24 protein-coding genes are annotated in these 25,926 nt (G+C 34.9%); 10 read left to right on the forward strand and 14 right to left on the reverse strand.

All coding sequences use genetic code 11. The annotated features are described in order from the left end of the window. Positions 1–53: 53 nt before the first annotated feature. Entirely contained in the window at positions 54–1,028 is a 975-nt protein-coding gene (locus tag DRF57_RS08640; protein ID WP_115917952.1) for a dipeptidase, read from the reverse strand. Between the two features lie 380 nt (positions 1,029–1,408). Here DRF57_RS08640 and thrS point away from each other — a divergent pair, with 380 nt between their 5' ends. Together thrS and infC are read left to right on the forward strand one after the other, a co-directional pair. Further along, positions 1,409–3,328 carry a threonine--tRNA ligase gene (gene thrS, locus DRF57_RS08645; protein WP_047492595.1) on the forward strand — a complete coding sequence of 640 codons (1,920 nt, stop codon included), beginning with the start codon at positions 1,409–1,411 and terminating at the stop codon, positions 3,326–3,328. A gap of 106 nt (positions 3,329–3,434) precedes the next feature. After that, complete coding sequence (gene infC, locus DRF57_RS08650) at positions 3,435–3,995, forward strand: translation initiation factor IF-3 (RefSeq protein ID WP_081989141.1); 561 nt, start codon at positions 3,435–3,437, stop codon at positions 3,993–3,995. A 408-nt stretch (positions 3,996–4,403) separates the two neighbouring features. Here the strand turns inward: infC and DRF57_RS08655 are convergent, their stop codons facing one another. Beyond that, complete coding sequence (locus DRF57_RS08655; protein ID WP_115917954.1) at positions 4,404–4,964, reverse strand: hypothetical protein; 561 nt, start codon at positions 4,962–4,964, stop codon at positions 4,404–4,406. A 159-nt stretch (positions 4,965–5,123) separates the two neighbouring features. On the opposite strand from DRF57_RS08655, the gene DRF57_RS08660 reads away from it, so the two are divergent. Together DRF57_RS08660 and DRF57_RS08665 are read left to right on the forward strand one after the other, a co-directional pair. Beyond that, positions 5,124–6,248 carry a resolvase gene (locus DRF57_RS08660; protein ID WP_115917956.1) on the forward strand — a complete coding sequence of 375 codons (1,125 nt, stop codon included), beginning with the start codon at positions 5,124–5,126 and terminating at the stop codon, positions 6,246–6,248. Between the two features lie 89 nt (positions 6,249–6,337). Beyond that, positions 6,338–6,904, forward strand: a complete 567-nt coding sequence (locus DRF57_RS08665) for a hypothetical protein (RefSeq protein WP_047492588.1) — start codon at positions 6,338–6,340, stop codon at positions 6,902–6,904. A 384-nt stretch (positions 6,905–7,288) separates the two neighbouring features. Here DRF57_RS08665 and DRF57_RS08675 read toward each other — a convergent pair whose 3' ends face one another. From DRF57_RS08675 to DRF57_RS08720, 10 genes are all read right to left on the reverse strand, one after another. Beyond that, on the reverse strand, positions 7,289–7,834 hold the full coding sequence (locus tag DRF57_RS08675) for a GNAT family N-acetyltransferase (protein ID WP_047492829.1): 546 nt from the start codon (positions 7,832–7,834) through the stop codon (positions 7,289–7,291). Between the two features lie 383 nt (positions 7,835–8,217). Further along, on the reverse strand, positions 8,218–8,847 hold the full coding sequence (locus DRF57_RS08680) for a response regulator transcription factor (RefSeq protein ID WP_047492832.1): 630 nt from the start codon (positions 8,845–8,847) through the stop codon (positions 8,218–8,220). Between the two features lie 2 nt (positions 8,848–8,849). Then, a complete protein-coding gene (locus tag DRF57_RS08685) occupies positions 8,850–11,057 on the reverse strand; it encodes a tetratricopeptide repeat-containing sensor histidine kinase (protein ID WP_115917958.1) in 2,208 nt (735 codons plus the stop codon). 62 nt (positions 11,058–11,119) lie between these two features. Continuing rightward, positions 11,120–13,588 carry a tetratricopeptide repeat protein gene (locus DRF57_RS08690; protein WP_115917960.1) on the reverse strand — a complete coding sequence of 823 codons (2,469 nt, stop codon included), beginning with the start codon at positions 13,586–13,588 and terminating at the stop codon, positions 11,120–11,122. A 21-nt stretch (positions 13,589–13,609) separates the two neighbouring features. After that, on the reverse strand, positions 13,610–14,827 hold the full coding sequence (locus DRF57_RS08695) for a hypothetical protein (protein ID WP_115917962.1): 1,218 nt from the start codon (positions 14,825–14,827) through the stop codon (positions 13,610–13,612). A 47-nt stretch (positions 14,828–14,874) separates the two neighbouring features. Next, a complete protein-coding gene (locus tag DRF57_RS08700) occupies positions 14,875–15,639 on the reverse strand; it encodes a hypothetical protein (protein ID WP_115917964.1) in 765 nt (254 codons plus the stop codon). Between the two features lie 229 nt (positions 15,640–15,868). Next, entirely contained in the window at positions 15,869–16,318 is a 450-nt protein-coding gene (locus DRF57_RS08705) for a hypothetical protein (RefSeq protein WP_115917966.1), read from the reverse strand. Between the two features lie 64 nt (positions 16,319–16,382). Then, positions 16,383–16,898, reverse strand: coding sequence for a hypothetical protein (locus DRF57_RS08710; RefSeq protein ID WP_115917968.1), 516 nt, complete (start codon positions 16,896–16,898; stop codon positions 16,383–16,385). A gap of 78 nt (positions 16,899–16,976) precedes the next feature. Then, positions 16,977–17,618, reverse strand: coding sequence for a hypothetical protein (locus tag DRF57_RS08715; RefSeq protein ID WP_115917970.1), 642 nt, complete (start codon positions 17,616–17,618; stop codon positions 16,977–16,979). Between the two features lie 18 nt (positions 17,619–17,636). Next, positions 17,637–19,121: a hypothetical protein gene (locus DRF57_RS08720; protein WP_115917972.1), complete on the reverse strand. Its 1,485-nt coding sequence runs from the start codon at positions 19,119–19,121 to the stop codon at positions 17,637–17,639. A 218-nt stretch (positions 19,122–19,339) separates the two neighbouring features. On the opposite strand from DRF57_RS08720, the gene DRF57_RS08725 reads away from it, so the two are divergent. The 6 genes from DRF57_RS08725 to DRF57_RS08750 all read left to right on the forward strand — a co-directional run bounded on the left by DRF57_RS08725 (position 19,340) and on the right by DRF57_RS08750 (position 25,114). Then, positions 19,340–20,161, forward strand: a complete 822-nt coding sequence (locus tag DRF57_RS08725) for an alpha/beta fold hydrolase (protein WP_047492857.1) — start codon at positions 19,340–19,342, stop codon at positions 20,159–20,161. Between the two features lie 228 nt (positions 20,162–20,389). Then, positions 20,390–20,587, forward strand: coding sequence for a 50S ribosomal protein L35 (gene rpmI, locus DRF57_RS08730; protein ID WP_047492860.1), 198 nt, complete (start codon positions 20,390–20,392; stop codon positions 20,585–20,587). Positions 20,588–20,705: 118 nt separating this feature from the next. Continuing rightward, positions 20,706–21,050, forward strand: a complete 345-nt coding sequence (rplT, locus tag DRF57_RS08735; protein WP_034694451.1) for a 50S ribosomal protein L20 — start codon at positions 20,706–20,708, stop codon at positions 21,048–21,050. Positions 21,051–21,283: 233 nt separating this feature from the next. Continuing rightward, complete coding sequence (locus DRF57_RS08740) at positions 21,284–22,465, forward strand: M28 family peptidase (protein ID WP_115918025.1); 1,182 nt, start codon at positions 21,284–21,286, stop codon at positions 22,463–22,465. 75 nt (positions 22,466–22,540) lie between these two features. After that, the gene (locus DRF57_RS08745) at positions 22,541–23,716 is read left to right on the forward strand and encodes a M28 family peptidase (protein WP_115918028.1); all 1,176 of its coding nucleotides are present in this window, start codon (positions 22,541–22,543) and stop codon (positions 23,714–23,716) included. A gap of 228 nt (positions 23,717–23,944) precedes the next feature. After that, positions 23,945–25,114, forward strand: a complete 1,170-nt coding sequence (locus tag DRF57_RS08750) for a M28 family peptidase (protein ID WP_115918030.1) — start codon at positions 23,945–23,947, stop codon at positions 25,112–25,114. A gap of 119 nt (positions 25,115–25,233) precedes the next feature. On the opposite strand, the gene DRF57_RS08755 is transcribed toward DRF57_RS08750, so the two are convergent. Beyond that, positions 25,234–25,569, reverse strand: a complete 336-nt coding sequence (locus DRF57_RS08755) for a hypothetical protein (RefSeq protein WP_123863300.1) — start codon at positions 25,567–25,569, stop codon at positions 25,234–25,236. A 137-nt stretch (positions 25,570–25,706) separates the two neighbouring features. Next, the coding region (locus DRF57_RS23970) for a hypothetical protein (protein ID WP_206607186.1) at positions 25,707–25,926 on the reverse strand (220 nt) is incomplete at its 5' end.

Here is a 25,926-nt window from a genome sequence, read left to right on the forward strand (position 1 = left end):
TATTCAATGAGATCCACAGTATTTGCCATTCCGCAGGAATCTAAGTATAGCTATTATTTATACATATTTTCTATAAACTGTAAAGCATTCTTATGGCTGATTTTTTCTACCAGTTCGGCAGAGAATCTTTCTTCAATTTCTTTATTGATGGATGGATACACTGAGGCATTAGAATGTTCAGGAAAGAAAAACGGATGGCGGGGTGTATCCGGATGGTCTTTCCAGTAGAAATAGTCTGCTCCATATGCTATGCTGTCTGCTCCACCCAGATCAAGCCCATATTGGATGTGTTCATATAATCTTTCCGGCTCTTCAAGATCAACATAGTCTTTGATAAAGTTAAGCCCAATAAGTCCTTTTCTTCTGATGACTTCTTTAGCCAGTTCATCGGGAAGATTCCTGTTATTCTTATAAACACTTCTATAATTGGAGTGGCTAGCCAAAATAGGAATAGAATAATTTTTCTGATCGATATAGGTAAAGATATCATAAGCCAGCTGATCGCTTGTATGGGCCAGGTCTATGGCAATTTTTCTGTCAGCGATATAGTCGATTAATACTTTTCCATCGTCTTTTAACCCTGCTTCTGCATTATTCCCCCCTCCAAAACGGTTTTCTAAATGGTGAGTAATTCCAATATAGAATACTTTCTGTGTATTTTGTATTATATTTTCAAGCTTTTTAAACCCGGAGTCCAGGCTTTCATTTTCGTCACAGAAAGCTGATGCATTTTCAATGGAAGCAATAACTCCTACCCTGTCTTTGTTTTCAGACGATTGATAATTGTCGTCATTAAAAAGGAAAAAGTTTTCATTTTTAATGAGTTCTGAAAATAGTTGGCTTTGCTGTAGTCCATACCCTGTACTGCCTTCTCCCGTTCCGGCATATATGGCCATAACCTGGAGTTTTACATTTCCCTGCTTCAGATAAGGCAGTGAGCAGCCAATTTCTTTATCATCAAGGCTCACATTTGAATTGAGCAGATAATACAACAGATCGCAGTGCAGATCAATATTTATAGTATTCATAGTAGAAATTATATTGTGATTTTCATGTATTTATGATGAGGATTCATACCCCATCTCTATTTCTCTTATTTCCGGACCTTTAAAAATACTATTATTAATCAGTAAAAGTTATATTTTAAATGAGTTCACAACATTTAAAATATCTATTATTTTAATCTGTTTAATCAAAAATATTTTTGCAGATACAAAGCCTAATATACCATTTACAGGCATGAAACAGCATAATTTCCCCTGATGAAAAGCCGAAAGTAAAACTGAGTCCCTCCAAAACCGGTGAAATCTTTTACATTTTTATATTAATTATCATTCTAAATAGGTGCTGATGTAGTATTTTATCTAAAAAATGCGTATTTTTGCATCTTAAAATTTCTTAGTAAACAATGATAAAAATTACACTTCCAGACAGTAGTGTCAAAGAATTCGAGGGAGCAGTTACTCCCCTAGATGTGGCAAAATCTATAAGCGAGGGATTGGCTAGAAATACCATTTCCGCAATTGTTAATGACAAACAAGTAGAAATAACCACACCTATAACCACGGATTCTACGGTACAACTATTGACCTGGAATGATGATCTTGGAAAGAAAGCTTTCTGGCATTCTTCTGCGCACCTTTTGGCGCAGGCTATCCTTGAGTTTTATCCTAATGCTAAGTTGACTATCGGTCCGGCTATTGAAAGCGGGTTCTATTATGATGTTGATTTCGGGGATGAAAGCTTATCTGAAAAGGATTTTGAGAAAATTGAAAAGAAAGTTCTTGAAAATGCCAAGAAAGGGTCAACATTCTCTCTATACCCGGTTTCTAAAGATGAAGCTTTAAAAATCTACGCAGACAATCCTTATAAAGTAGAATTGATCTCTAATCTTAACGATGGAGAAATCACTTTTGTGACTCATGATAACTTTACGGACCTATGTCGTGGTGGACACATTCCTAACACAGGAATTGTAAAAGCTGTTAAGATTTTAAATGCAGCCGGAGCATACTGGAGAGGAAATGAAAAGAACCCTCAGCTAACAAGAGTATATGGTATTTCTTTCCCTAAACAGAAAGAACTTACTGAGTATCTTGAAAGACTAGAAGAAGCTAAAAGAAGAGATCACAGAAAATTAGGTAAAGAACTTGGGATTTTTGCATTTTCTGAAAAAGTAGGAGCCGGTCTTCCGTTATGGTTACCAAAAGGGACTGCTTTAAGAAGAAAATTGGAGAATTTCCTTAGTGATGCTCAGAAAAAAGGAGGTTATGAATTTGTAATGTCTCCACATATCGGAGCCAAAGAACTCTATGTAACTTCAGGACACTGGGATAAATATGGAGCAGACAGCTTCCAGCCGATCAAAACACCTAACGAAGGAGAAGAGTTTTTATTGAAGCCAATGAACTGCCCGCATCACTGTGAGATTTATAAAACTTCACAATGGAGCTACAGAGATCTTCCTAAAAGATATGCAGAATTTGGAACGGTTTACAGATATGAGCAAAGTGGAGAACTTCACGGATTGACAAGAGTTCGTGGATTTACTCAGGATGATGCTCACCTTTTCTGTACTCCGGATCAGCTTTCTGAAGAATTTGAAAAAGTAATTGATTTAACTCTGTATGTATTTAAATCTTTAGGATTTGAAGATTTTGTAACACAGGTTTCCTTAAGAGATCCTGAAAACAGAGAGAAATATATCGGTTCTGATGAGAACTGGGAAAAGGCGGAAAGTGCCATTATCAATGCGGCTCAGAAAAAAGGTCTGAAAACGGTTGTTGAATATGGTGAGGCTGCGTTCTATGGTCCTAAACTTGACTTCATGGTTAAGGATGCTTTAGGAAGAAAATGGCAGTTGGGAACAATTCAGGTAGATTATAACCTACCGGAAAGATTTGATCTTCACTATATTGGAAACGATAATGAAAAGCACAGGCCGGTAATGATTCACAGAGCTCCTTTCGGTTCTATGGAACGTTTTATTGCGATTTTATTAGAAAATACTGCAGGAGACTTCCCATTATGGTTAAGCCCTGATCAGTTTATTATTCTACCAATCAGTGAAAAATATGTAGATTATGCAAAAAAAGTTTCACAATTTTTGGAAAATCACGATATTAGCGGTCAGATTGATGACAGAAATGAGAAGACGGGTAAAAAGATCCGTGATGCTGAATTGAAAAAGATCCCGTTCATGCTTGTTATAGGAGAAAATGAAGAAAATGAAGGAACTATTTCTGTAAGAAGACGTGGTGAAGGAGATCTTGGAGTAATGAAAATGGAGGATTTCGTTTCTTACTTCAAAAAAGAAGCAGCAATATAAATTTAAAATGAAAAGATGGAAGGGTTCAAAAAATGAATGGAATCTTTCGATCTTGATATCTTTAAATCAATTAAATTAAGTAATTAACCAATAAAATTATAATACAATAGCACAAAGATTTAACAACAGGGGCCCACAAAGACGTCCTGTACAAGAGGACTTACACTTAATCAACGATAAAATTCGTGTGAGAGAGCTTCGTTTGGTGGGCGATAACGTAGAGCCGGGAATTTATCCAATTGACAAAGCAAGACAAATTGCTGCGGACCAGGAATTGGATTTAGTAGTAATTTCTGATAAGGCTGAACCTTTCATTGCAAGAATATTAGAATACAAGAAGTTTCTATATGAGCAAAAGAAAAAACAAAAGGAATTAAAAGCTAAGCAAGTAAAAGTAGTTGTGAAGGAAATCCGTTTTGGACCACAGACAGATGATCACGATTATGAATTTAAGAAAAAGCATGCTGAGAAGTTTCTTGAAGAAGGTTCAAAATTGAAAACCTACGTATTTTTTAAAGGACGTTCGATTATCTTTAAAGATCAGGGTGAAATCTTACTTTTAAAACTGGCTCAGGAACTGGAGCATGTTGGTAAAGTAGATCAGTTACCTAAGCTTGAAGGAAAAAGGATGATTATGATGATGAGTCCTAAAAAACCAGCAAAATAATTAAGTCATTTATCTTAATATAAAAACCTCAAATTACTTTGAGGTTTTTTTATAATAAAATTTTCATGGATAAGTTTTATGAGACATAGGAAGAGATCATTGATGCGGATCAATCGTCAAAGTTGGGGAGACTAACCTGTGCAGTGTACTTCATACAAAGGTTTAGTATCTGATGCTATATGTGTAAGAGGCAGCTTTATTGGCTCCTACCTACCTGTATAGCTTACTTACAAATAAAATGACTATATATATGATTTTGTGTTTTTATACAAGCAGATCATTTTATATGTACGTTTCTTTCGAATACCTAAAGATCCTCCCTCAACTTTTAAGACTGACCCGTTGATCCATACTACTCTCCTGTTAGGATCAACTGTTCATCTTCAAAAATAGATATATGCGGTTGTATTATCCTTCAAAATCACCACAGTCGTGTTCTTTGAAAAGCGGTAACGCTTTTTTGGTGGTAAAATATCTGGATACTCTTTTATTATGTAATTCCAGCTTTTCACCTTCTACGACCAATTCGTAGACGGGTGCTTTATCTATTTGCGTTACAGTATAAGTTCTTTCAGCTGTTTTTAAAACGGTTTTGCTTCCTTCGGTAGAGAATGAGAACTTATCAATTTTAAAAGTATCATTTTCATCACAGATATTGGTCCATACCATTTTATCTTTTGTCACAGATAAGCTTGCTAAATCGCATGAATAACAGTTACCCGAGAACTCTATACCATATTTTTCATACCCATCGGTACTTTTGCTATTCAATACATCAATGGGAACTAACGCTGAAAGATCACCTGATATATCGGGCTTTGAGATATTATCATTTACCGGACCGGAAGGAGGAACAGTATCTTTTTTTATCTCCGTAGATACTACTTTATCTCCTTTTTTTTCTGTGGCAGGTGAACAGGAGGCTAGCAAAACTATTACAACTGAGCAACTGGTTATTACCTTTTTCATCTTTATTACAATAATTTACAGTACTTTATTTATCTGATGCAAAATTGCCTAAAATTTGCTGTTCAATATATCCCTGTTTTCAGCCATTTATTCCCCATATTCAGCAGTTTTGTTGGTCGCTATGGGGAATACAGATACCTTTGGCCAAAAATATAGAAAATGAAAAACTCATATCAGTTCTTTATATCATCTATGGTCGCTGTTTTTGTGGGATGTAATCAGCAAAATAAAACGCCGGAAACTCACAAAGCGGAAACGGGAGTTACACAGAAAAACATAACATTTGCAGATTTCAAAAAGATAAAAGGGGTAGATAATGTACAGGATGTCCCCTTTCAATTATTTACCAGGCTGGATTCTGTAAGGTTTTTTGTAGCTCCAGATAAAGATGCAGGGCATTTGAAAATAGCTTACAATAAACTGGATAATTATTATGGATTTGAAGAGTTTGATGACTTCTACTCTATTCATTACAGCATTAATAATAATATTTCGAACAGCATTGAAGCTTTTGTTTTGAAATCAGAATTCACGGCAGCATTTGACTTGACTTTACAAGGTGTTGATCTTTACGAGATCAGAAGCAGTGTATTTAAAAAGTCTCAGGACTTAAAAAATAAATCGTTCAGTACGTATGGTACCATAACGGAAGTCTCTGAACAGGAATTTAAAACAGCCTCTAACAAACGAATCGATGAAGCTTTAATAAAAGATCCACATGTGATCCTGGAAGGCAATAAATGGCTGTACATCAATAGCACAACAGAAAAAAAACTGATTACGGAACATGAGAATGTATCTACAGAAGACGGACTCTTATCCTATGAATATATAGGAGTATCCCCTTACCTGTATTTACAGGTTTTCAAAGAAAGCTCAATGGAGACTTCAGATACGTATTATTCTTTTTATAATGTAAAATCTACAGCCAATTTTCAACTCTTTACAGCGGGTTATCCACAGATTCTTCCCAAGAAAAACTGGATTTCCTATATTGTTTCAAACAATGATGTGGGAAGTGATTTTGCAATCAGTACATATGTAGCAGAAAGCTATAATCTTGAAGACCTTTTGTATGTCAATTTTACTAAGTTCAAAATAGCCGATGGCACAAAAGCTTTTTGGGCGGATGATGAAACCTTTTATGCCGAAGTTTATCCTACCAATTCAGCTTCATCAAATGGCAAAAAGCAAAAAGCGGCTTTCATAAAAATTAAGCTGAAGGCTGATCTGTTTCGAATGAAAAAAAAGTATTATAACCCTTATAGCAATTGGCCCAACTAGGAAAGAAGTAAGATAAAAACCCCTGAAACCAGCCAGTGTTTATGGAGGTAAAGTACAATATCTTTGCAGCAGTTATTTAAAGATATACAATGAAAAAAATAAGTTTAACCATTCTTTTTTCTTTACTCAGCTTAATGGCTTTTGCACAATCGTTAAAAGTAGTTATTAAACAGGACGGAAAAGTAATTGAACCGGTCAATGATGTTTATGATCTGAAAAAGTCACCTTTTATATTTGAGTTTACGGCTTCCAATCTTGAAGGTTTTTTAGTGGGAGCAACGACCAATAAGGATATTTATGCAGGGGCTCTAGGACTTTTCAATACTGAAGTTCCCTGGTTTCAAAGTACAGGTATGGCAGAGGAACTGTATAACAAGGACAAAGAACTGTTTTTAATGGATCAGGCACCATCATATTGGTATTATACAGATGCAAAAGATCACAGATTTGATAAAACCCCTAAAGGAAACTCAAAACAATGGACGGCTACGCGTACTATTACGAGGCTTTATGACATCATGGTGGCCCAGCCTGTCAATTTAAAAGATTTTGACGAAAGAGTCTATCTATTCATGTATGAGCCGGTATATAACGACGAATATGATTTAACAGGAAAGAAAAATCTGTTCCAGGCTGTGCTGAGATTCAAAGATTAATAATTGAACACCTAATTTTAAATTTATATAGAAAAGGTCTGCTTTTACGATGTAAGCAGACCTTTTTGCTGGTATGAATATGAATCAGTTTCCAAAAATTGAATGCAAATTATTTACGCTGAATTTTATAGACGCAAAGGTTTTATTTTTAGTAATGTATTATTTTAAGGGAGCAAAGCAGTGAATTAATAAAATTGATTCTTTTTAAGCGAACGTTTAGCCAGCAGCTTTGCTACCCATTATTCGATGATCAAACCGTGTTCTATGGCCAGTTTAATAGCTGAACTAAGATTAATTTTGATAAGATTTTTTCGGTGACTTTGTTTGACCTTTCCAACCCTACTACAGCCAACGTGTTAGTTTTTCAACCTGAAAGTACTTCTCTTATTTTCTTTTATCGGTTGATAAAATAGCATAACCATAATTATCTGACCACCCAGATTGTAAAGGAAGTAATTTTCGGGTATGCGCTTCTCTTAGCATGCCGACTTTTTCTAAAACACTTATGGAGCCAATATTCTCAACTGCACAGCCAGCTTCTATCCTGTGAAGTTTCAAATTTTCAAAACCGAAATCCAGTATTTTATTTACACTTTCTGTTGCATATCCTTGATTCCAAAATTTATAATGGAGCTGAAACCAGATTTCAGCGTTTTTATAATGTTCTTTTCCCAAATTAATTCCAATTAATCCAATAAATGTATCTTCATTAATCAAATTAACTGCGAATGTCAATTTTTTGGCTTTTTCCTTATTGTTTTCCATCATCCATTTTTTCACCTTTTCTTCGGTTTCCTGAATGTTTTTTGGGACTTCTGAAGTATTAAACCGGGCCGTTTCTTCTAAGGATTGCAATTCGAAAATGTTTTCAATATCATTTGCTGAGATAAGATTTAACTGTAATCTTTCTGTTCGTAAATTTATGTTCATGTTTGTTTTCTAATGTTATACATGCCATTTTTATAAAATGTGACACCGCGTAAAAAGCACTAACCAAATTGAACGAAATTTAGTTTCACCTCAAACCCTATCTGATTTTTATTTTATAAATGCCTTGTATTTCCGATGAAACGAACTTACAAAAAAAATGATGGAATGGAAAACAGTGACAGCTCAGAAACCGGAATATTTCAATTTACAACTCCTGGTTGTCTCTGTACCTCAATCTTACTGACACCTATAGAAAAAATCAACTAGAACATGATAAAAATACTGTTCATACGGCCAGTACTGGAGCAATGAGAATATGATGTAACAGGAAAGAAAAAGGTCTGCTTACGTTGTAAAAGCAGACCTTTTTGCTGGATGATATGTTATTCGATAATCAATCCGTATTCTATGGCTAGTTTAATAGCTGAACTAAGATTAGACGTTTGAAATTTTTCGATAAGATTTTTTCGGTGACTTTCTACGGTGTGTGGACTGATAAAAAGCTTTTCCGCCATTTGATTGGTGGTAAGTCCTTTCGCTGCTTCGGCTAAGATTTCTTTTTCTCTTCGCGTTAATTTTGGAACCTGGTGTAAGCCATCCGATGATTTCTTCTCCAAAACAGACCTGGTTTGTGAGCATAAGAATCGGTCACCGGAATAGACGGTACTGATACCTTCCAGAATTTCGGAAACTGAAGCATTTTTTTGAATATACCCCAAAGCACCTTCGGACAAGGTACTGTTAATCACGGGCAGTTCATTGTGAACGCTAAGCATAATAATCTGAAGGTTTTCGTACTTCTTCTTTAAAGGTTGTATAAGTTCTATGCTGTTGGTATCTACCAGATTGATGTCCAGCAGCAAAATATCGACAGCTTGTTTTGCCAGGCCGGCATTCATTTCTGAAACGCTTTTGAAACAATCTACAACATCTATCGTATCGCTGTTTCCTAAAATATTTTTCAACCCTTCTAATAGAAGTGGATGATCATCTGTTATGGCTACTTTTATCATGTCTAATGAATAGGAATTTGAAGTTCTATACTGGTCCCAATATTTTGTTCGGAGGTGATATTCATCGTTCCTTTTAAAAACTGGACTCTTGATTCTATATTGTGAAACCCTGCTGTTTTTCTTACGTTTAAGCCTGTAAGGTCAAAACCTTTGCCGTTGTCTTCAACTGTAAGATTCAATACATTTTCTTCTTCACTTATCTGAATAATAATTTCGGAAGTATCAGCATGTTTTATGGCATTGTTCACCAATTCCTGGATGATTCTGTATAGGATCAGTTGCTTTTCCTCTGATATGGAATTGGTGTAATTGATAAATTCTGTGTGGATCTCTAATGTGCTATTGGACACGCGGGAAGCAAACTCCTGAATGGCGACTTCCAACCCATATTTCATTAGTAGATCGGGCATTAAATTATGTGCTACACGTCTCAGCTCCTCTACAGCACCATCAATCTGGGTAATGGATTTTGAAATTTCATGTTCTATACTTTCGGATTTGTGAGGGTCTAAAGAAGACAGCTGAAGTTTGGTTCCTGAAAGCAAGCCGCCCAATCCATCATGAAGATCACGGGCTAAACGGCCACGTTCCTGTTCCTGCCCTTCCAACAACGCTGTAAGTGTGGATATTTTTGAATTTTGTTTCTCTTTCTCCATAGCTAAAGCATGCAATTCGTCTCTTTGCTTCATTGATTTTGCACGTTGTTTATACGCATACAGCAGTAAGATGATCAAAACGATAAAAATGAAAATAAAAACAATGTAATAGGTATTGATCTTTTCTTTGAACGTCAACAGCTTTTTAAAGTTGTTGATATCATTGTTTTTCTGTTCGGTTTCTAACTTTGCCAACCGAAGTTGCTGTTCTTTTTTCTCCGATTCCAATTCTGAAAACTTCAGTCGCTCTCGTTGATTTTCTTCCACTAATTTTAAGTTGTTATAAACCTGCTCACGTTGTGCCCGCACTATGTTGATCAACTTAATTTGCTGTGCTTTTTTATCACTTTCCAGCTGTAATTTTATATACTTCTGTTCCTGCCGTTCTTTGTCGAACTGAGATTCTAACCTTTTGGTAATATCCAGTTTTTCCTGATCATAAATACTTTTGTATTTGTTGACATAACTTTTATAATAATTAAGGGCTTCTTTGTAATTGCCTTGCTCTTCGCTAAGTTGGGATAAAGATTCAAGAATAGATAATTCTATATTATGATCTCTAACTGGGCTTTTTCCGATTTCCATAGAAGCTTTCAGAAAGTAAGATTTTGCTAAATCATAGTCTTTATCCTGTACAGCTAACTCTGCCAAAATACCAAATGAGGAAGCTATATGAATGGCGTCACCGGTTTCCAGGCTCACGGTATTGGCTAATTGAGCATATTTCATCGCCTTATCTTTATCAAAACCAGTATACAGATTGGCTAAATTGATGGCTGCATAGGAAAGGTTCGTCTTGTTGAGCATAGCCTCTTTATTCTTATTGAAAGTCGCAATAGACTGCAAATAATACTGTTCTGCTTTATTTCTCAACCCTACATCCGATGGATTTTGACCGTATTTTTGTTCATATACATACCCCATCCGCATATAGGCATCGAAGATAAGGTTGGGGTCATGCTGTTTGGAGGCCAGCAACAAAAACTGCTTACTGTATTTTTCTTCCAGCTGGTATTCATTCAGGTTGGAATAAATAGTGGATAATTCTTTGGCTGTATTACCAAATCTTCCGTACAGTGTAGAAGTCGTTGGTGAGTTTTCGTAGTATTGAATAGCTTTCAGATAAGCGGCAACCGCATCAGTCGTTTTATTATTACGTATCAGAATCCACCCTTTTGCATATTGAAAATAACCTTTAGCTTCGTTACTGTTCGTTTTTAAGCTATACACATTGGCCATGTCAAGACTTTTCAAAGCTTCAGTTCCTTTGTTATCAAGTCGATAATTCATAGCTTGAACAGCATACAAGATGGTGGCATATTTCCCATCAGCTTGTTTTCTAGCAATGGAAATACTGGTTTCCAAAACCTGGTAAGATTTTGATTTTAAGTTATGTAAAAATAATGCTTTCGCGTATTTGGGAGCCAGATCCAACTGCTCTATTGTTTTATTTGAAGCATTGTTATATTCCCTCTCTAATTGGCTTACAACATCCTGTGCCTGAGCAAAAAAAGAACAAATAAACAAAGTAAATATAAATAACAACCTGTACATCAAACCCTTAACTCTATTAAATTTTATTATTGTAAAGAACGTAAATATAGGCAAAATACCAGCTAGTCTATTTCGAAACCATGCTGTTCAGCGAAAGATTTCCACTTCTGAAATTTCTTATCATTTTTAAATGTCGGATCTTCTCCATAGAAGTATACCAGGCGTTGCGTGGCATATTCATAGGCGCTGTAAGCATTAGCTTGCTCGTAGTACTTAATGGCTTTTTTCAAATCTGATTGTATACCCATCCCATGTTCGTAGATAATGCCATAATAGATGCCTGAATAAGACTGATCATAGTCTTTCTTCAGATACACCAAAAGATTTTTATAATCTCTTAACTGATAATAGATTTCTGAAATTTTATCGTAATTATAGTAGTATTTTTTCTCAGCCTTTTGATAAAAATCCAAAGCTTTATCGTAATCCTGTATGACATCCTCTCCGAAATAATACAGATCCCCAAGGTTGGCTAGCGCCATTCCGTCACCAAGCTCAGCACTTTTCTCGTAGGCCCGAATCGCTTTTTTGATATTCAAAGAATACCCTATTCCATTGTGATACAAAGCGCCTATATTATTCCAGGCTACGGGATGATTTTGTTGTGCTGCTTTCTCGTAACAGTCAATCCCTTTCTGTGGGTCAAACAACACTTCAATTTCAGGATCGGTGAATAATATACCCATTTCTACCCAGCTATCGATGTCGTTTCTTTGAGCAGATAATTCAAACAGGCGCAATGCCTCCTTATAATTTTGATTTTCCTTTGCGTCAAAAGCCATTTTTTTAATGATTTCAACATCCATGAACTGTTCGGAATTGCTGCCGGCACTATCTTTCCAACGAGTATAAAAGGAATTAAAGTATTCTAAGTCTTTTCCCCGAAATGAATACCGATCCAGATAAATAGATCCATACTCAGCCACCTCCACCACCTGAATGCTTCTGTCTTCATTGATTCTCAACATATGTTCACCCTGATACAGAAACAGCAAGCCTTCATCGGCTCTATAATTCAAAGGATTAGAAATATAATCATATAATTTTTCTGACAAAGCATTTTCAAAATCAAACAATTGATACCCTTCTTTCTTTTGAACCGATAAAAACCCATTTTCCAAATAATGGATCTTTTTAATTTCAGAATGAGGAGTAATTAACCAACTCTCATTGTCTGCATCGAAAAGTCCCAATCCGTTTTGGACTTCCAGGGTAAACACATTGTTTTTATATCCGATACTCGATTCTGCTTTTACTTTGGTAATGTGTTCATTTTCTAACAGAAACTGATGTTTTAAGGTATTATAAATCTTCCAGTTTTTGTCTTTGCGAACCGCCAGTGTTTCAAAATTATCTATTAAAATCAGTTGATCAGCTTTATCGATTATAAGATTACCCTTTTCATCTATCAGTCTGCCTTTTTTGTCAAATTTATTCGGTTTGATCCAGAAACAGGTACTGGCATTTAGGATACTATCTTCTACAAAATCACCCAGATAATTTCCTTCTTTCGTATAATATCTACGCTTGCGGGTTCCTTTTTGTCTGGTAAAAAACAATTCCGGAAAGTAATCATATTCATAAGGCGTTTCACTGTCAACGGGAAGAAGAAGTCTGCTTTCATCGTCATAAACTCCGAATTTCCCATCTTTTTCTACCCCTAAAAATCCATAGGTCAGTTTTTCGATTGTGCCATAATCAGCAGGAACCAACCAGGTTTTTGAATAAACTTTTAAAATCCCTGATTTGCCGTTCACTTTGACCTCTCCTAAAGGTTCCTGTGCAAAATCGAACACATCAAAAGCATCTTCATATATTGGAGGAACCAATTCTTTTCCGTCACTCTGCAGGTAACCGAACCGCTCACCTTTTTGAATTACTGATATGCCGTAATTATAGTCTGCTTCAAAAATTTCATCATATATGGCCGGAGCTAAAATAGCGCCTTTTGCGTCCTTCAGTCCAAATTTTCCACTTTCTTCAAATACAGAAGATGCTACTTTCTTATAAGCAAGCTCCTCAAAATAGCCCAATCCGTAATTGATCCAGTCGGTTTGTAAAATATCGAGAAATGACGAGTAACCGTATGGTGAAAACAAAGAGTCTAATAATGAAAGATTCTGAGTTTCTACTGCTTTTTTATACAGTTTATTTTTCTGCTGAATCTCTACCAGCCATTCCTTAGCCTGTACTTTATGCTTTTCTTCGTTCATATTAAACACATCCGTTGCATCCAGTACGAAGGAATCATACGGTAATGCTTCCAGGAACTCAAACATTGTATTGACAGGTTCGTAGTAAGCTTTTTTGTAGTGCAATTGGTAGGTATCAGCCAGTAAATTGAAGAAGTAGCGCAGGCGAATAATTCCCTGTTCTTTGTTAGAGAAAAACTCAACGCCTTCCACTTTGATGTCTTCTGCAATAAGTGGGTACAGCAATAATGGAATTTCATAGTTCCACTCGCCTAAATAGGTATCGAACGATTGATTTGTTTTCTGATCGTAATTGTATAGATAAATACGGTGTGCCATATAGATATACTATGTGTGGTTTTAACAGTTATAATACGCTTCAGGAATTTCAACTGATTTTTTTGTCATTTGCTCCAATTGCCCAGCAAACTGGTCGAAGAAATAAGTGTCTTCTATAAAAACATACAGATAATCTTCGGTTGTAAGATGAACCATAAAATCGGCATATCCGGATCCTTTTGCGGGAAGAACATTCTGAAGTGTAAAATATGTAATTTTTTCAAGGTCTAAAATCAATGCTGTATCTGTTCCTGCAAATCCAATTTTATGATTAACACTGTCGAGCCAGATACCACTTTTCTCTTTCAATAATTCTTTTACTTTTAGTGGAATATGCTTTACTCCATCATGATCAATATATTTAACATTTATATCTAATTTATTGGGGAATGATAGTAATCCGGATATTTCCATCACTTCTTCATATTCTTTATTTTCTAAAAAAGACTTGTATTCACGCTTGTTATAGAAATGAAGCGATGTACTTCCATCGTCATAAGCATACTCTTCATCATAGGTATAACAAATAGAAGCATTTATACCATTGGCCAAAGCAAATTGCAGATAACACTGGTCATCTCTTTCATAACCGTATTGATTAATATCAACATCGTCATCAATCCAGAGTTCGCGTAGTTTTTTGTAGCTTTTATCGGTATTGGTTTCATCATACAGATCTACAAAAAACTCCTGTACAGGACGATTAGTACTGACGTTGTCTGCATACACCTCCAATTGATCAATAAGGATACCTTCTATTCTGACCGGATATTTGAATCTTAAATATTGAGCGCCAAAATCGGTAAAATAAGCTTCTATACAACCCAATGCTTCCAATTGCTCGTAAGTAGTGTCCCAGGATATCATCTGTTTAGGCTCTGTATATACCTCGTAGCCAAAATCACCATCATTCAGATACTCGTCCAGGATCTGGTAATTCTGAGGCATTTTTTTTGCCCAAATTTTCACTTTCTCATCTTCTTTTCTAGCTTTACATACGGCAAAAAAAGTTTCGTCATCAAAACGAAATCTATCCGACAGTTTGTGATACACTTCTCCAAACCCCTGTAATTCAGTAGATATATAGTGTTGATGATCTGCAAAAACAAACAAAAAAGGCACATTTCCTAAAATCTGTGCGTAAGCATATTTTAATGACTGAATGTTTGCATTCTCAACATTACCATGATCTTTATAAAAAAGTATATCTCCTTCTATCCAGATTTCTTTATTTTCCATTTACTGTTTCTCTTACTATATTTCACAAAGTTGAATTTTCTGTCAGATTAAGTGTATTCTAAACAAATGACGGCTTTTTTAAGCTCTTTGTCATAAAATAAATATAACAGATCTGCTGCTGAATTCTGGAAATCATAGCCTTCCATACATCCGATATAATCCATCAATGTATCATCATTTTTATAAGGTTTCTCAATCAGGTTATCTGCACCAAAGTGAGTTTCTTCTACAGGAAGAGAGGCGGTATTCAGCTCATCAAAAACCTCATACACTTTCTTTTGCAAACGTTCCTCTGCATATTCTGAGTAATCATCTTTCTCCAGATCTTCAACCGTAAGCTTACGCAAACGTTCTAAACGACGGATATCATCTACCATTAAACCTGGCCGATAACTGTCTTTATCATAAAGCTTATTGTGTTTTTGGTAATATTCTTTTTTCAATTGATACATGGCTTCATTCATATTGTATTCAATTTCTAAATCGGAATAACTGTTCCCATAATCTTCCGGAGAGATCTCGGTATGGGCTGAAAAATAGTTCCAGTCTGCATCAAATTTGTATTTGCCTTCCATTACATCAAAACCAAACATATCTGCTTTGGTATATTCTGTATGATATTCCGGTTTATTTTCCCCAACACAGCCATCGTAAATTTCCTTTACAGAAACAATATGAAGCCATTGATCTTCTGAGGGATTAATAATTTTTAAATTAATTGAACAAATGGGAAGAAAATATTTTTTATGATTTTCGATATCATCATAAAATACGTCTTCATATTCCGGGAAAATCTTTATTAAATCTGTCATATTATTTTCTTAAGTCTGTTTAAATGTTACCACAAAAGTCACAAAAGATTTTTAAACACTTAAGCTATTTAAGTTATATACTTTGTGTATAAGAAGTACCCTAAAGTTTTGTTGAAAATCAAAGATTTTCATCTTATGTGAACTTAATTGTGGTAAAATCCTTTTCGCCTATCTTCCATATCATACTGAAATTTGACATTTGAAACTTCTTCTTATTAAATCTATCATTTTATTTTCTTATAAGTTTTAGCTGTTCTCCTTCTTTTGCAAGGTTAAAAGACATGACTTTGGATGGTTTGAATGTTTGTGTAGGCACGTCACAAAATTCAGATTTTCTAATGCTATCGACTTCCATTTTTATCTGGTTAGCTTCCGTAAAATAATATCTGCCATGTATCTCTGTGAAGCAATCGTTTCCACATTGCCATGCATCATAGCTTTTGAATTTTTCTTCATCCAAAAATTTTACCGCGTGAAAGTTGAAGATCAATGCAGTATCTCTTGGAGACATATAATAGATTTTTCCACCATCCGGAATAATAAGTCCTCCTTCATTCACAATCCACTCCGTATTTTTCAAATAATTCGGGAAATTTGTTTTTTTTCTTTCAGAATCTTTGCAACTTAAGGTCATTACCAAAATGATGCTCAAAAATGAGAAAACAAAAGTATTTTTCATTGTAGCTTAGTTTATCATTGCTTATTCAGTTTTCTCCAAAGCCCATATTATCATTTTCAAGTATTTAAATTTTGGGAAAGAAATTAAAGCTCTGTTGGGCAAGAAGCTTTGGTTTTGTCGCTGATGTATCATTGATCCGTTCTTCATATAATTCTATTCTTATGATTTTAATATCATTAGGTATTTTATAGGTTTCATCTTTTGTGTAATTATATCCCAGCACATCAGCATTTTCTTTACCAAGAACTTTTTTGATTTCCACGTAATACTTCAGCGTAACAGTATTCCCACTTTGCGCTCCCCTTTCAAAACGAATTTTTCTCACCTTATGAATGGAATGTCCACTGGAACTGATATTTCCCTGTATACAAAATGTAAGTGTTCCGGCATTTTTGGAAAGCATAAAAATGAGGGGATCAAGGCGTTCAGTAACTTCCTTTCGAGTGGTATATGTATGTGTTTTACCTGTTTCAGGAATTTCTTTTGTAACCTGTTTGGGCTCACTATAAATACTGGAAATTTTTAATTTTTGAGCATTTGTTTTACAACCAGATATCACTAAAAATGAAGTTAAAATCATGAGGTTTTTCACCGCTTTATTTTTAAATAAAGATAATTAAAGGAGGCGGACATAAATATCCCTGATAATGGTGGTTTTTTAAAAGCTCTGGTTTATTTCTTTTTTGGCATCTTTCAACAGTTTTTCCGCTTTCAGTCTTATTTCTTTAGGCAATAATCTGAAATTCTCATCCTTTACTTCCTGATACTGATCTTCTTCCTGAAATGGAATCCAGCCGGTAATTTTTGATTTCGAAAATGTCTTCTCACCTAAACTTGTATATACAATCACTTTCAATGGTTTGGCATCCAATCCGTCTGATTCTTCAAAATAAGTAAGATAAAACTCAGGAAAACCATCTTTGTCTGCATCTCCAATTTCACAGAAGTTAATCATGTACCGAGGCTGCGCCAATCCTGCTGCAAAATCTTTAAAGGTTATTTTTGGAAGTAATCCACCATGGTCCTCCAGAAAAATACCTGAGTGCAAATCTTTTGGATTTTCACCCAAATAAGTAGGATTTTTAGCTTTGCTTTCGTTCAAAAACCAAATATAACTTCCATGATTAGGGACAAATGATTGTACAATCATTACCGGATTTCCTGATAATGGATTTCCAACCTCTTCCATAATCTCCTTGTATTTTTTATCTGAAGAAAAATATACTCCTGTCCTCATTTGAGCAAATGATAGTACACTCACAATACAAGCAGCAACAGGTAATAGCTTTCTAAAAGTCATAGTTTTTCAATGTATTATTTAATTCTCTTTGTATTCTTTTCCGGAATAAATATCAATATAATAATATATATTTTCCCTTGAATTAAGTTGAACAGTTACCAGCCCATCCGAATTAATAGACCTGTACCCTTTTGATCCGATATTCTTTTTATTCTTCTGATCATAAAGTATGTACAGACCGTCTTCCTCTTTTTGCAGCGCATACATCTGTTTTTCCGCATCCAAGACTGAGATGTCATGGTATTCAGGTTTTATCTCCCAAATCTTTGTTTTGCTATTCCACAGTCCCATGGTTCTCAATTTTTTTTCATCTTCTATTCGGATAAAGTATGTATCATTCATGCCTTGATAAGAATTTATCTTTCCAAATTTCCAGTTTTTGTCAATGAACTGGGTGGGTAAGATCATTTTTCTATCGGGCCAAACCATATTTCCAACCTGATCCAGAACTTTAAAGCTGTATGTATCAATGGAATCTGTCACATTTCCTTTGGTATCAATATACAGCCAGTCATACGCCCAAATATCGTGATCATAATTAAAAACACCCAACAGAAAATAAGGTGAATTGGTTATAGAATACACCAAAGAAGTTTTTTTGATGAAATCAATCTGCGAAGCTGTTGCTTTTATAATTTCTTTAGGAAACACTTTTTCGTATTGTGGAAAAGGGTAAACATCATTGGTCTTACTATCTAGTAAAAGCTTTGGGATTTCCGGCTCATAACGTTCTTTATTAATATCTTTCAGTAGTATAGTTTCCCTCCCAAATTGAAGTGAAAGAGTTTCAGTACCTTTCAATCCGCTGTGAATAGCTTTTTTCTGCCCCAGTTCATACATTGAAAAATTGACATTTGAAGATTTGAGAAATCGTTTGTTCTCTAACAACTCAGCAATATTATTTTCGATTTTACTTAAACCATTTTTTTTGATTTCATAAAGAGTTCCATTCCAAAATAGGTGGCTTTCATCTACAGCAATACAATCGAGATAATAATTATCCTCTAAGTAGGGAATGTCTTCATGAAGTAAGACTTGTTTACTTTCTAAAATTCCAATCTCTATTTTATGATAAGTCTGTTCTTTTTTAATGCCACTTCCCATGATATTCCAGTCCCATTTCCAGACAGGCATTTTCTTTTCATATTCAATATCTCTTTTATAAAAGGTAAGTCCATTTACTACATTTAAATTGATTTCGCTGGTTGAAAAATCCAAAACAGTTTTTCCATTTCCATCGATGACTGCATATTCATTTTTTCCATTTCCAACAACGGCAAAACCTGTAGCGGTAAAAACTGATGCACTTCGAAATTTTTGATTCGTAACAGGTTTTAAGCTTGTTTTATCTACATAGACAAAATCATTCTGCCCGGTTAAAAACGGAATGGCATGTGTTGCCTTGGGTTTTGAAGGAATCCATGGAGAGTTATCTTTCCTTTCCTGTGTGCACGCTGTCACTGAAGTCAACATACAAAATATACTGAATGCTATTATTTTCATACTTCAAAATTCAATTCTTCTTAATGAATCAATATTAAAGAGAAGTGAAGAATAAAACAATCCCGATTATCAGCTATATTTTAATGATGGATTCCATTGCTTTGCATTTTTATCAATATATTATCCTAGATCAATGTATTGTGAATATTTTCCGTATAAATTTGTGAATGTAAAAAATAAAATACATTATTAATTTATTAATCATAAAAAAACAAACAATGAATACACTTACATTAAAAGACGGAACAGAAATTTACTACAAAGATTGGGGGAAAGGACAGCCTGTATTTTTTCATCATGGATGGCCACTTTCCAGTGATGATTGGGATGCACAAATGTTTTTCTTTTTAGAACAAGGATATAGGGTGATTGCCCACGACAGAAGGGGTCATGGAAGATCTGAACAAACCCCTTATGGACATGATATGGACACCTATGCTTCTGATGTGGCAGAAATTGTTGCCGCTTTGGATTTAAAAGACGTCATCCATGTGGGGCATTCTACAGGAGGAGGTGAAGTGATCCGATATGTAGCAAAGCATGGTAACGGAAGGGTTTCAAAAGCCGTTTTAGTAAGTGCAGTAACTCCTATCATGGTTCAGAATGAGAATAATCCCAATGGAGTTCCTATTTCAGTTTTTGATGATATCCGAAATAATACGGCTAAACACAGACAGCAGTTTTTTATTGATCTTACTTTCCCTTTCTATGGATATAACAGGGAAGGAGCTAAGATTTCTGAAGGGATTCAGAGAAACTGGTGGCGTCAAGGAATGAATGGTTCTATCAAAGCCCATTACGATTGTGTTAAAGCATTCTCTGAAACTGATTTCACCGAAGATCTTAAAAGTGTGGACGTTCCTGTTTTGGTAATGCATGGTGAAGATGATCAGATTGTACCATTTGAAACTACGGGGAAAGTAGCTGCTACCCTGCTTAAAAACGGAAAATTAATTTCTTATCCAGGTTTTCCCCATGGGATGCCTACCACAGAAGCTGAAACTATTAATAAAGACTTATTAGCGTTTTTTCAGTCATAATTTGAGCTAATAATGTTGGGGAGAAACTATGAAAAATGTAGATTTCCGACAGAACATATCATAAAAAGACCGTTCCAGTAAGGGCGGTCTTCTTATTTACTACGATAAAATCACAGATTATAAAAGTTCGAATTGATTTTTTTTGTATCTTTGCACACTATTATTCCTAATGTCCTTAGGAGTATCCAAAACAGATATTGATAACAAAAACAATAAAAAAGCAAGACAATGCCAAAATTAAAAACGAAATCAGGTGCTAAGAAACGTTTTGCTCTTACCGGTTCTGGTAAGATCAAAAGAAAAAACGCTTACAAAAGCCACATCTTAACTAAGAAAGAAACTAAGCAGAAGAGAAATCTTACTAGCACTTCTTACGTAGCTAAAGTGGACGAAAAAAGCGTTCAACGTCAATTAGCAATTAAGTAGTTTTTATAAATCTATATTCGGTTTATAAGAATTCAAACAAATTCATCATTTTAACCCTGGAACGGTGCTAACAAGAGCAACATATGTTGCCGCCCTTTTCAAAAAAACAATTTAAATTATGCCAAGATCAGTAAATGCGGTAGCTTCAAGAGCTCGCAGAAAGAAAATTTTTAAGCAAGCTAAAGGTTTTTTCGGTAGAAGAAAGAACGTTTGGACTGTAGCTAAAAACGCGGTAGAAAAAGCAATGCAATATGCTTACCGTGGTAGAAAAGAGAAAAAGAGAAATTTCAGAGCACTTTGGATCACTCGTATCAACGCGGGAACTAGAGAGCACGGAATGTCTTACTCTCAATTTATGGGAGCTCTTAAAAAGAACAACATTGAGCTTAACAGAAAAGTTTTAGCAGATTTAGCAATGAATCACCCTGAAGCTTTCAAAGCTGTTGTAGATCAAGTAAAATAATGTAGAATACTATTTTTGTTATCAATATAAGTCCCGGGTTTTCCCGGGATTTTTTTTTGTTTGCTGTCCTATAGTCCTTCCACTCTTTGTATGATTTTAATTACACTCATCTACCATATATTCCTATATCGATAACGAATAACCAATTAAAATAGAATAAACAATACGGATCAATAATACCAAATGATAATTAATTAGTATATTAGCAATCAAAAAATAATTTGATTGAAGAAATGAAAAAAATTGCCGTTTTTTTATTTACATCTGTAGCGTTACAAAATATTGCTGCTCAAAATCTTATCCAGGCTTATAAAGACAGAGCCGACATGGTTACCCAGGCCAATATCAGTAACAACCTTCAGGAGTTTTCCAATCTTGGAGTAAAAACCACAGGTTCAACCGCTAATACCGACGCTTTAAACTGGCTTAAAAACAAATATCTTTCTTATGGATATTCCTCAAGCCAGATGGTTGAAGATCCTTTCAGCTTTGGAAGTACAAATTCTAAAAACCTGGTGATCACCAAAACGGGTACGCTGTATCCGGATAAATACATTATTATCTGCGGGCATTATGATACCATTGTAGGACCGGGTGTCAGTGATAATGGCAGCGGGACTTCCATTCTTTTAGAAGCAGCCAGAATATTAAAAGATATTCCTACAGAATATTCTATCAAATTTGTTCATTTTTCCGGTGAAGAACAGGGACTGATAGGAAGTAACCATTATGTAAATAATGTAGCTTACCAGGGAAATACCCGAAAACTGGATATAAAACTGGTTTTTAATATTGACCAGGTAGGAGGTCAGATAGGAAATTTAAATAACAAGATTACCTGCGAAAGAGATACAGGTGGAATATCCAGTAATAATGCAGCTTCTAATACTGCGACACAGGAACTGGCGGTATGTACCGGACTCTATTCTCCTCTCCAGACTTCTATTTCTTATGCTTATAGCTCTGACTATATTCCTTTTGAAGAGAAAGGATATACTATTACCGGATTTTATGAGTATATCAAAAGTGAGAATGAACATAGTACGGATGATAATCTGACCAATATAGATCCTGTGTATGTTTTCAATGTGGGGAAAGCTGCTGTAGGCGCATTGCAGCATTTCGCTGTTGCCAGTACCAGCAATAACAATAACTTACAGGTGAATGAAACGCCTGCTAAGGATCCGTTACAAAATATCAGAATATATCCAAATCCTGCCAAGGATATGATTACAGTAGAAACAGAAAAGAGTAAACAGTTTAGCATTGAAATCAATGATATGGCCGGACATCTGGTTTTGAGTTCTGAAAATCAAAATAGAATAAATACTTCAGCGCTTCAAAATGGTGTTTATACCATTACCATAAAAACAAGTGCAGGTAATCTGACCAGAAAAATAATTATTGAAAAATAAGTCCTATCAACCGTCATACATCTTGAAAAAATACATTTTCATTGTGTACTTCTTACCTATATAATATATCAAAAAATGAAAAAAATCGCTATTTTTTTATTTACTTCTATCATTGTTCAACATACTGAAGCACAAAGCTTTATTCAGTCATATAAAGACCGTGCTGATGCTGTTTCTCAAACCAACATCATTAATAATCTTCAGAATTTCGCCAGTTATGGGATAAAAACGACAGGTTCAACAGCTAATACAAATGCTCTGAACTGGTTAAAAAGTAAGTATACCTCTTTTGGCTATACTGCCGGTCAGATAGCAGAAGATCCTTTCAGCTATGGCAGCACAGGATCAAAAAACTTAGTGATTACCAAAACCGGAACCGTTTATCCAAATAAATACGTAATTATCTGCGGACATTTTGATACAATCAATGGACCAGGGGTCAATGATAATGGCAGTGGTACTTCCATTATCCTGGAAGCTGCCAGAATATTGAAAGATGTTCCTACAGACTATTCTATCAAATTCATTCATTTTTCAGGAGAGGAGCAAAACCTAATAGGAAGTCACCATTACGCAAATAACATAGCTTATCAGGGAGGTGTTCGTATGCTGGATATTAAAGTAGTCTTTAATCTGGATCAGGTAGGTGGCGTGATGGGAAATAATAACAACATTGTTTATTGTGATGAGGATCAAGGGGGTGACCCTGCCAATAATGCGGCATCTGCTGTAGTCACTCAGGAACTCAGAAACTGTACTACTCTTTATTCTCCACTTCAAACCGCTGTAGATCCTGCTGAAGCTACAGATTATATCCCCTTTGAGCAAAAAGGATATACCATTACCGGTTTTTTTGAAAGAATAAGAAGTAGTTATCCCCATACTTCCAGCGATACATTTAACAATACAGATCCTGTTTATATTTACAATATCGGAAAAGCTGCCGTGGGAGCATTACAGCATTTTGCTGTTGCCAGTACTCTGTTGGGAACTCAGGAAAATGTTTCAAAAAATCCACTGGAAGCTGTAAAAATATATCCCAATCCTGTAAAAGATATCATCAATATTGAGCTTCCTGATTCTAAGATAAAAAATTTCAGCTTTGAAATCACTGACTTTCCGGGACGTTCAATTCTAAAAACGACTAACGAAACAAAAATTAATGTTTCCAACCTGGAAAATGGCGCTTATCTTGGAATTTTAAAAACCGCTGATCAAACTGTGGTAAGAAAAGTTATGATTATGAGATAAATTTCATTCAAAATACCAGCTTTTAGCATACAAAGCCCTTTGAACTGTTTCAAAGGGCTTTGTATTGATCGTATTGTCAAATTTAACAACAAATCTCACAAAATACCGGCAGAGACATGATAAGTTCCGCATAACAAAATTGTATAAAATTTATTATATTTTTAAATTATTAAACACATCATTGTGATTTATTTACTACATTCGTATTTACAAACCATTATATATAATATGAAAAAAATCACAACATTTTTATTGACTTCATTGGTCATACAGAGTATCGGAGCTCAATCTTTTATTCAGGCTTATAAAAACAGAGCTGATATGGTTACCCAAGCCAATATTACCGCCAATCTTCAGGAATTCGGTAATTTAGGAATAAAGACCACCGGCTCACAGGCAAACAACAACACGCTGACCTGGATTAAAAATAAATATACCTCTTACGGATATTCTGCCAGTCAAATTGTGGAAAGTTCCTTTACGTATGGATCATCGAGTTCAAAGAACCTGATCATTACCAAGACAGGAACTCTTTACCCTAACAAATATGTTATTATCTGCGGACATTACGATACCATTAATGGTCCGGGGGTTAATGATAACGGCAGTGGTACTTCCATTATCCTGGAAGCTGCCAGAATATTGAAAGATGTTCCTACAGAATACTCTATTAAATTTATTCACTTTTCAGGGGAAGAACAAGGTTTGGTAGGCAGCAGCCATTATGTGAATAATGTTGTATACCAGGGAGGTGTCCGCAAATTGGATATCAAACTTGTCTTTAACCTTGACCAGGTAGGTGGCGTAAAAGGGAATAATAACAATACGGTGTATTGCGACGAAGATCAGGGAGGAGTGTCCAGCAATAATGCCGCTTCTGCCGCAGTAACCCAACAACTCAGAAATTGTACAACACTCTACTCGCCTCTTCAGACAGCCGTAGATCCTGCCGAAAGAACTGATTATATCCCATTTGAAAAAAAAGGCGAAGTAATCACAGGTTTTTATGAAAGAATTGAAAGCCCTTATCCACATACCAATAAAGACACCTTTGCTAATGTAGACCCTGTTTATGTTTATAATATTGGAAAAGCTGCCGTAGGTGCTTTACAACATTTTGCAACAGCCTCAGTATCTTCAGCCAATAAGCAAACTCCGACCAACACTCTGGAAGATGTAAAGATCTACCCTAACCCGGCTAACGATATTTTACACGTTGAGCTTCCTTCTCCAACCACTAATTTCAGCTTTGAAATGACCAATCTGGTAGGAAGATCATTACTTAAAACAAATAACGAAACCAAAATCGATGTCTCCACTCTTCAAAAAGGAATGTATATCGGCATTTTAAAAGTAGGTGATCAGACCCTAGTCAAAAATATATTGATTGACAGGTAAAATGTAATCATACTTTTGAATATAAAAGCAAAAGCCAACTTATGAAAGTTGGCTTTTGTTATGATTATTTTTTCTTGTAGAATAGCTATATCGTATTTGCAGTAGTTCTTATTTCGAACTTAATATTTATAAGATTTTATTGTACCATTTCTATAAACATGAATCCTGTCTTCATCCTTACATTTGACTATGCTATCGTTTTTTTGAAAACGACTGTATTCATACATATTAAATTCTAATCTCTTTTTATTATTTAATATTAAAACAGTCACTCCGTGATTAGAATAATCTCTATACATGCTATCAATTTTACCCGAAAAAGATATCGTTACATTTTTTTCCTCCATACTTTTAGATTCCTTCCTTAAATTATCTTTATAAAAGAAATATCCCAAGACAGCCAAGCAAAATGCTATGGCTCCCGGTATTTTAACTCCTACATTTCTACTGACCACTTTCTGTAATTTTTAATAGCTCATGGCTGTGTTATATTTTTTTGTTCTTCTACCTTTAACCATGTTATAATTTTTATTTTTTGGGATAAATAATTAGAGCACTGAAATCCAATGCCCTAATTATAACTTAGTAATAATTAAAATGTATTTTTTAATGAGCCTACATAAAGACTTAAGATGAGTAATCCAAAAAATGAAATGATGGTATAACTAATTACTAGAATGTCAGCTATTATTTTTGTTGTTTTACTAAAATCTTTTACTTTCTCTTTAATTTCTTCATACGAAGTAAATTTCCAATATCTTAATCCTATCAGTAAAATAAAAGGTAAAGAATATATTAATACAAAATATTTA

This window comes from Chryseobacterium rhizosphaerae (assembly GCF_003385455.1).
Lineage (GTDB): Bacteria > Bacteroidota > Bacteroidia > Flavobacteriales > Weeksellaceae > Chryseobacterium > Chryseobacterium rhizosphaerae.

What these genes read in the sequence shown, in the direction of transcription:
- DRF57_RS08640 (WP_115917952.1), bottom strand. Translation starts at nt 1,028, where the DNA reads ATGAATACTATAAATATTGATCTGCACTGCGATCTGTTGTATTATCTG.
- thrS (WP_047492595.1), top strand. Translation starts at nt 1,409, where the DNA reads ATGATAAAAATTACACTTCCAGACAGTAGTGTCAAAGAATTCGAGGGA.
- DRF57_RS08655 (WP_115917954.1), bottom strand. Translation starts at nt 4,964, where the DNA reads ATGAAAAAGGTAATAACCAGTTGCTCAGTTGTAATAGTTTTGCTAGCC.
- DRF57_RS08660 (WP_115917956.1), top strand. Translation starts at nt 5,124, where the DNA reads ATGAAAAACTCATATCAGTTCTTTATATCATCTATGGTCGCTGTTTTT.
- DRF57_RS08665 (WP_047492588.1), top strand. Translation starts at nt 6,338, where the DNA reads ATGAAAAAAATAAGTTTAACCATTCTTTTTTCTTTACTCAGCTTAATG.
- DRF57_RS08675 (WP_047492829.1), bottom strand. Translation starts at nt 7,834, where the DNA reads ATGAACATAAATTTACGAACAGAAAGATTACAGTTAAATCTTATCTCA.
- DRF57_RS08680 (WP_047492832.1), bottom strand. Translation starts at nt 8,847, where the DNA reads ATGATAAAAGTAGCCATAACAGATGATCATCCACTTCTATTAGAAGGG.
- DRF57_RS08685 (WP_115917958.1), bottom strand. Translation starts at nt 11,057, where the DNA reads ATGTACAGGTTGTTATTTATATTTACTTTGTTTATTTGTTCTTTTTTT.
- DRF57_RS08690 (WP_115917960.1), bottom strand. Translation starts at nt 13,588, where the DNA reads ATGGCACACCGTATTTATCTATACAATTACGATCAGAAAACAAATCAA.
- DRF57_RS08695 (WP_115917962.1), bottom strand. Translation starts at nt 14,827, where the DNA reads ATGGAAAATAAAGAAATCTGGATAGAAGGAGATATACTTTTTTATAAA.
- DRF57_RS08700 (WP_115917964.1), bottom strand. Translation starts at nt 15,639, where the DNA reads ATGACAGATTTAATAAAGATTTTCCCGGAATATGAAGACGTATTTTAT.
- DRF57_RS08705 (WP_115917966.1), bottom strand. Translation starts at nt 16,318, where the DNA reads ATGAAAAATACTTTTGTTTTCTCATTTTTGAGCATCATTTTGGTAATG.
- DRF57_RS08710 (WP_115917968.1), bottom strand. Translation starts at nt 16,898, where the DNA reads ATGATTTTAACTTCATTTTTAGTGATATCTGGTTGTAAAACAAATGCT.
- DRF57_RS08715 (WP_115917970.1), bottom strand. Translation starts at nt 17,618, where the DNA reads ATGACTTTTAGAAAGCTATTACCTGTTGCTGCTTGTATTGTGAGTGTA.
- DRF57_RS08720 (WP_115917972.1), bottom strand. Translation starts at nt 19,121, where the DNA reads ATGAAAATAATAGCATTCAGTATATTTTGTATGTTGACTTCAGTGACA.
- DRF57_RS08725 (WP_047492857.1), top strand. Translation starts at nt 19,340, where the DNA reads ATGAATACACTTACATTAAAAGACGGAACAGAAATTTACTACAAAGAT.
- rpmI (WP_047492860.1), top strand. Translation starts at nt 20,390, where the DNA reads ATGCCAAAATTAAAAACGAAATCAGGTGCTAAGAAACGTTTTGCTCTT.
- rplT (WP_034694451.1), top strand. Translation starts at nt 20,706, where the DNA reads ATGCCAAGATCAGTAAATGCGGTAGCTTCAAGAGCTCGCAGAAAGAAA.
- DRF57_RS08740 (WP_115918025.1), top strand. Translation starts at nt 21,284, where the DNA reads ATGAAAAAAATTGCCGTTTTTTTATTTACATCTGTAGCGTTACAAAAT.
- DRF57_RS08745 (WP_115918028.1), top strand. Translation starts at nt 22,541, where the DNA reads ATGAAAAAAATCGCTATTTTTTTATTTACTTCTATCATTGTTCAACAT.
- DRF57_RS08750 (WP_115918030.1), top strand. Translation starts at nt 23,945, where the DNA reads ATGAAAAAAATCACAACATTTTTATTGACTTCATTGGTCATACAGAGT.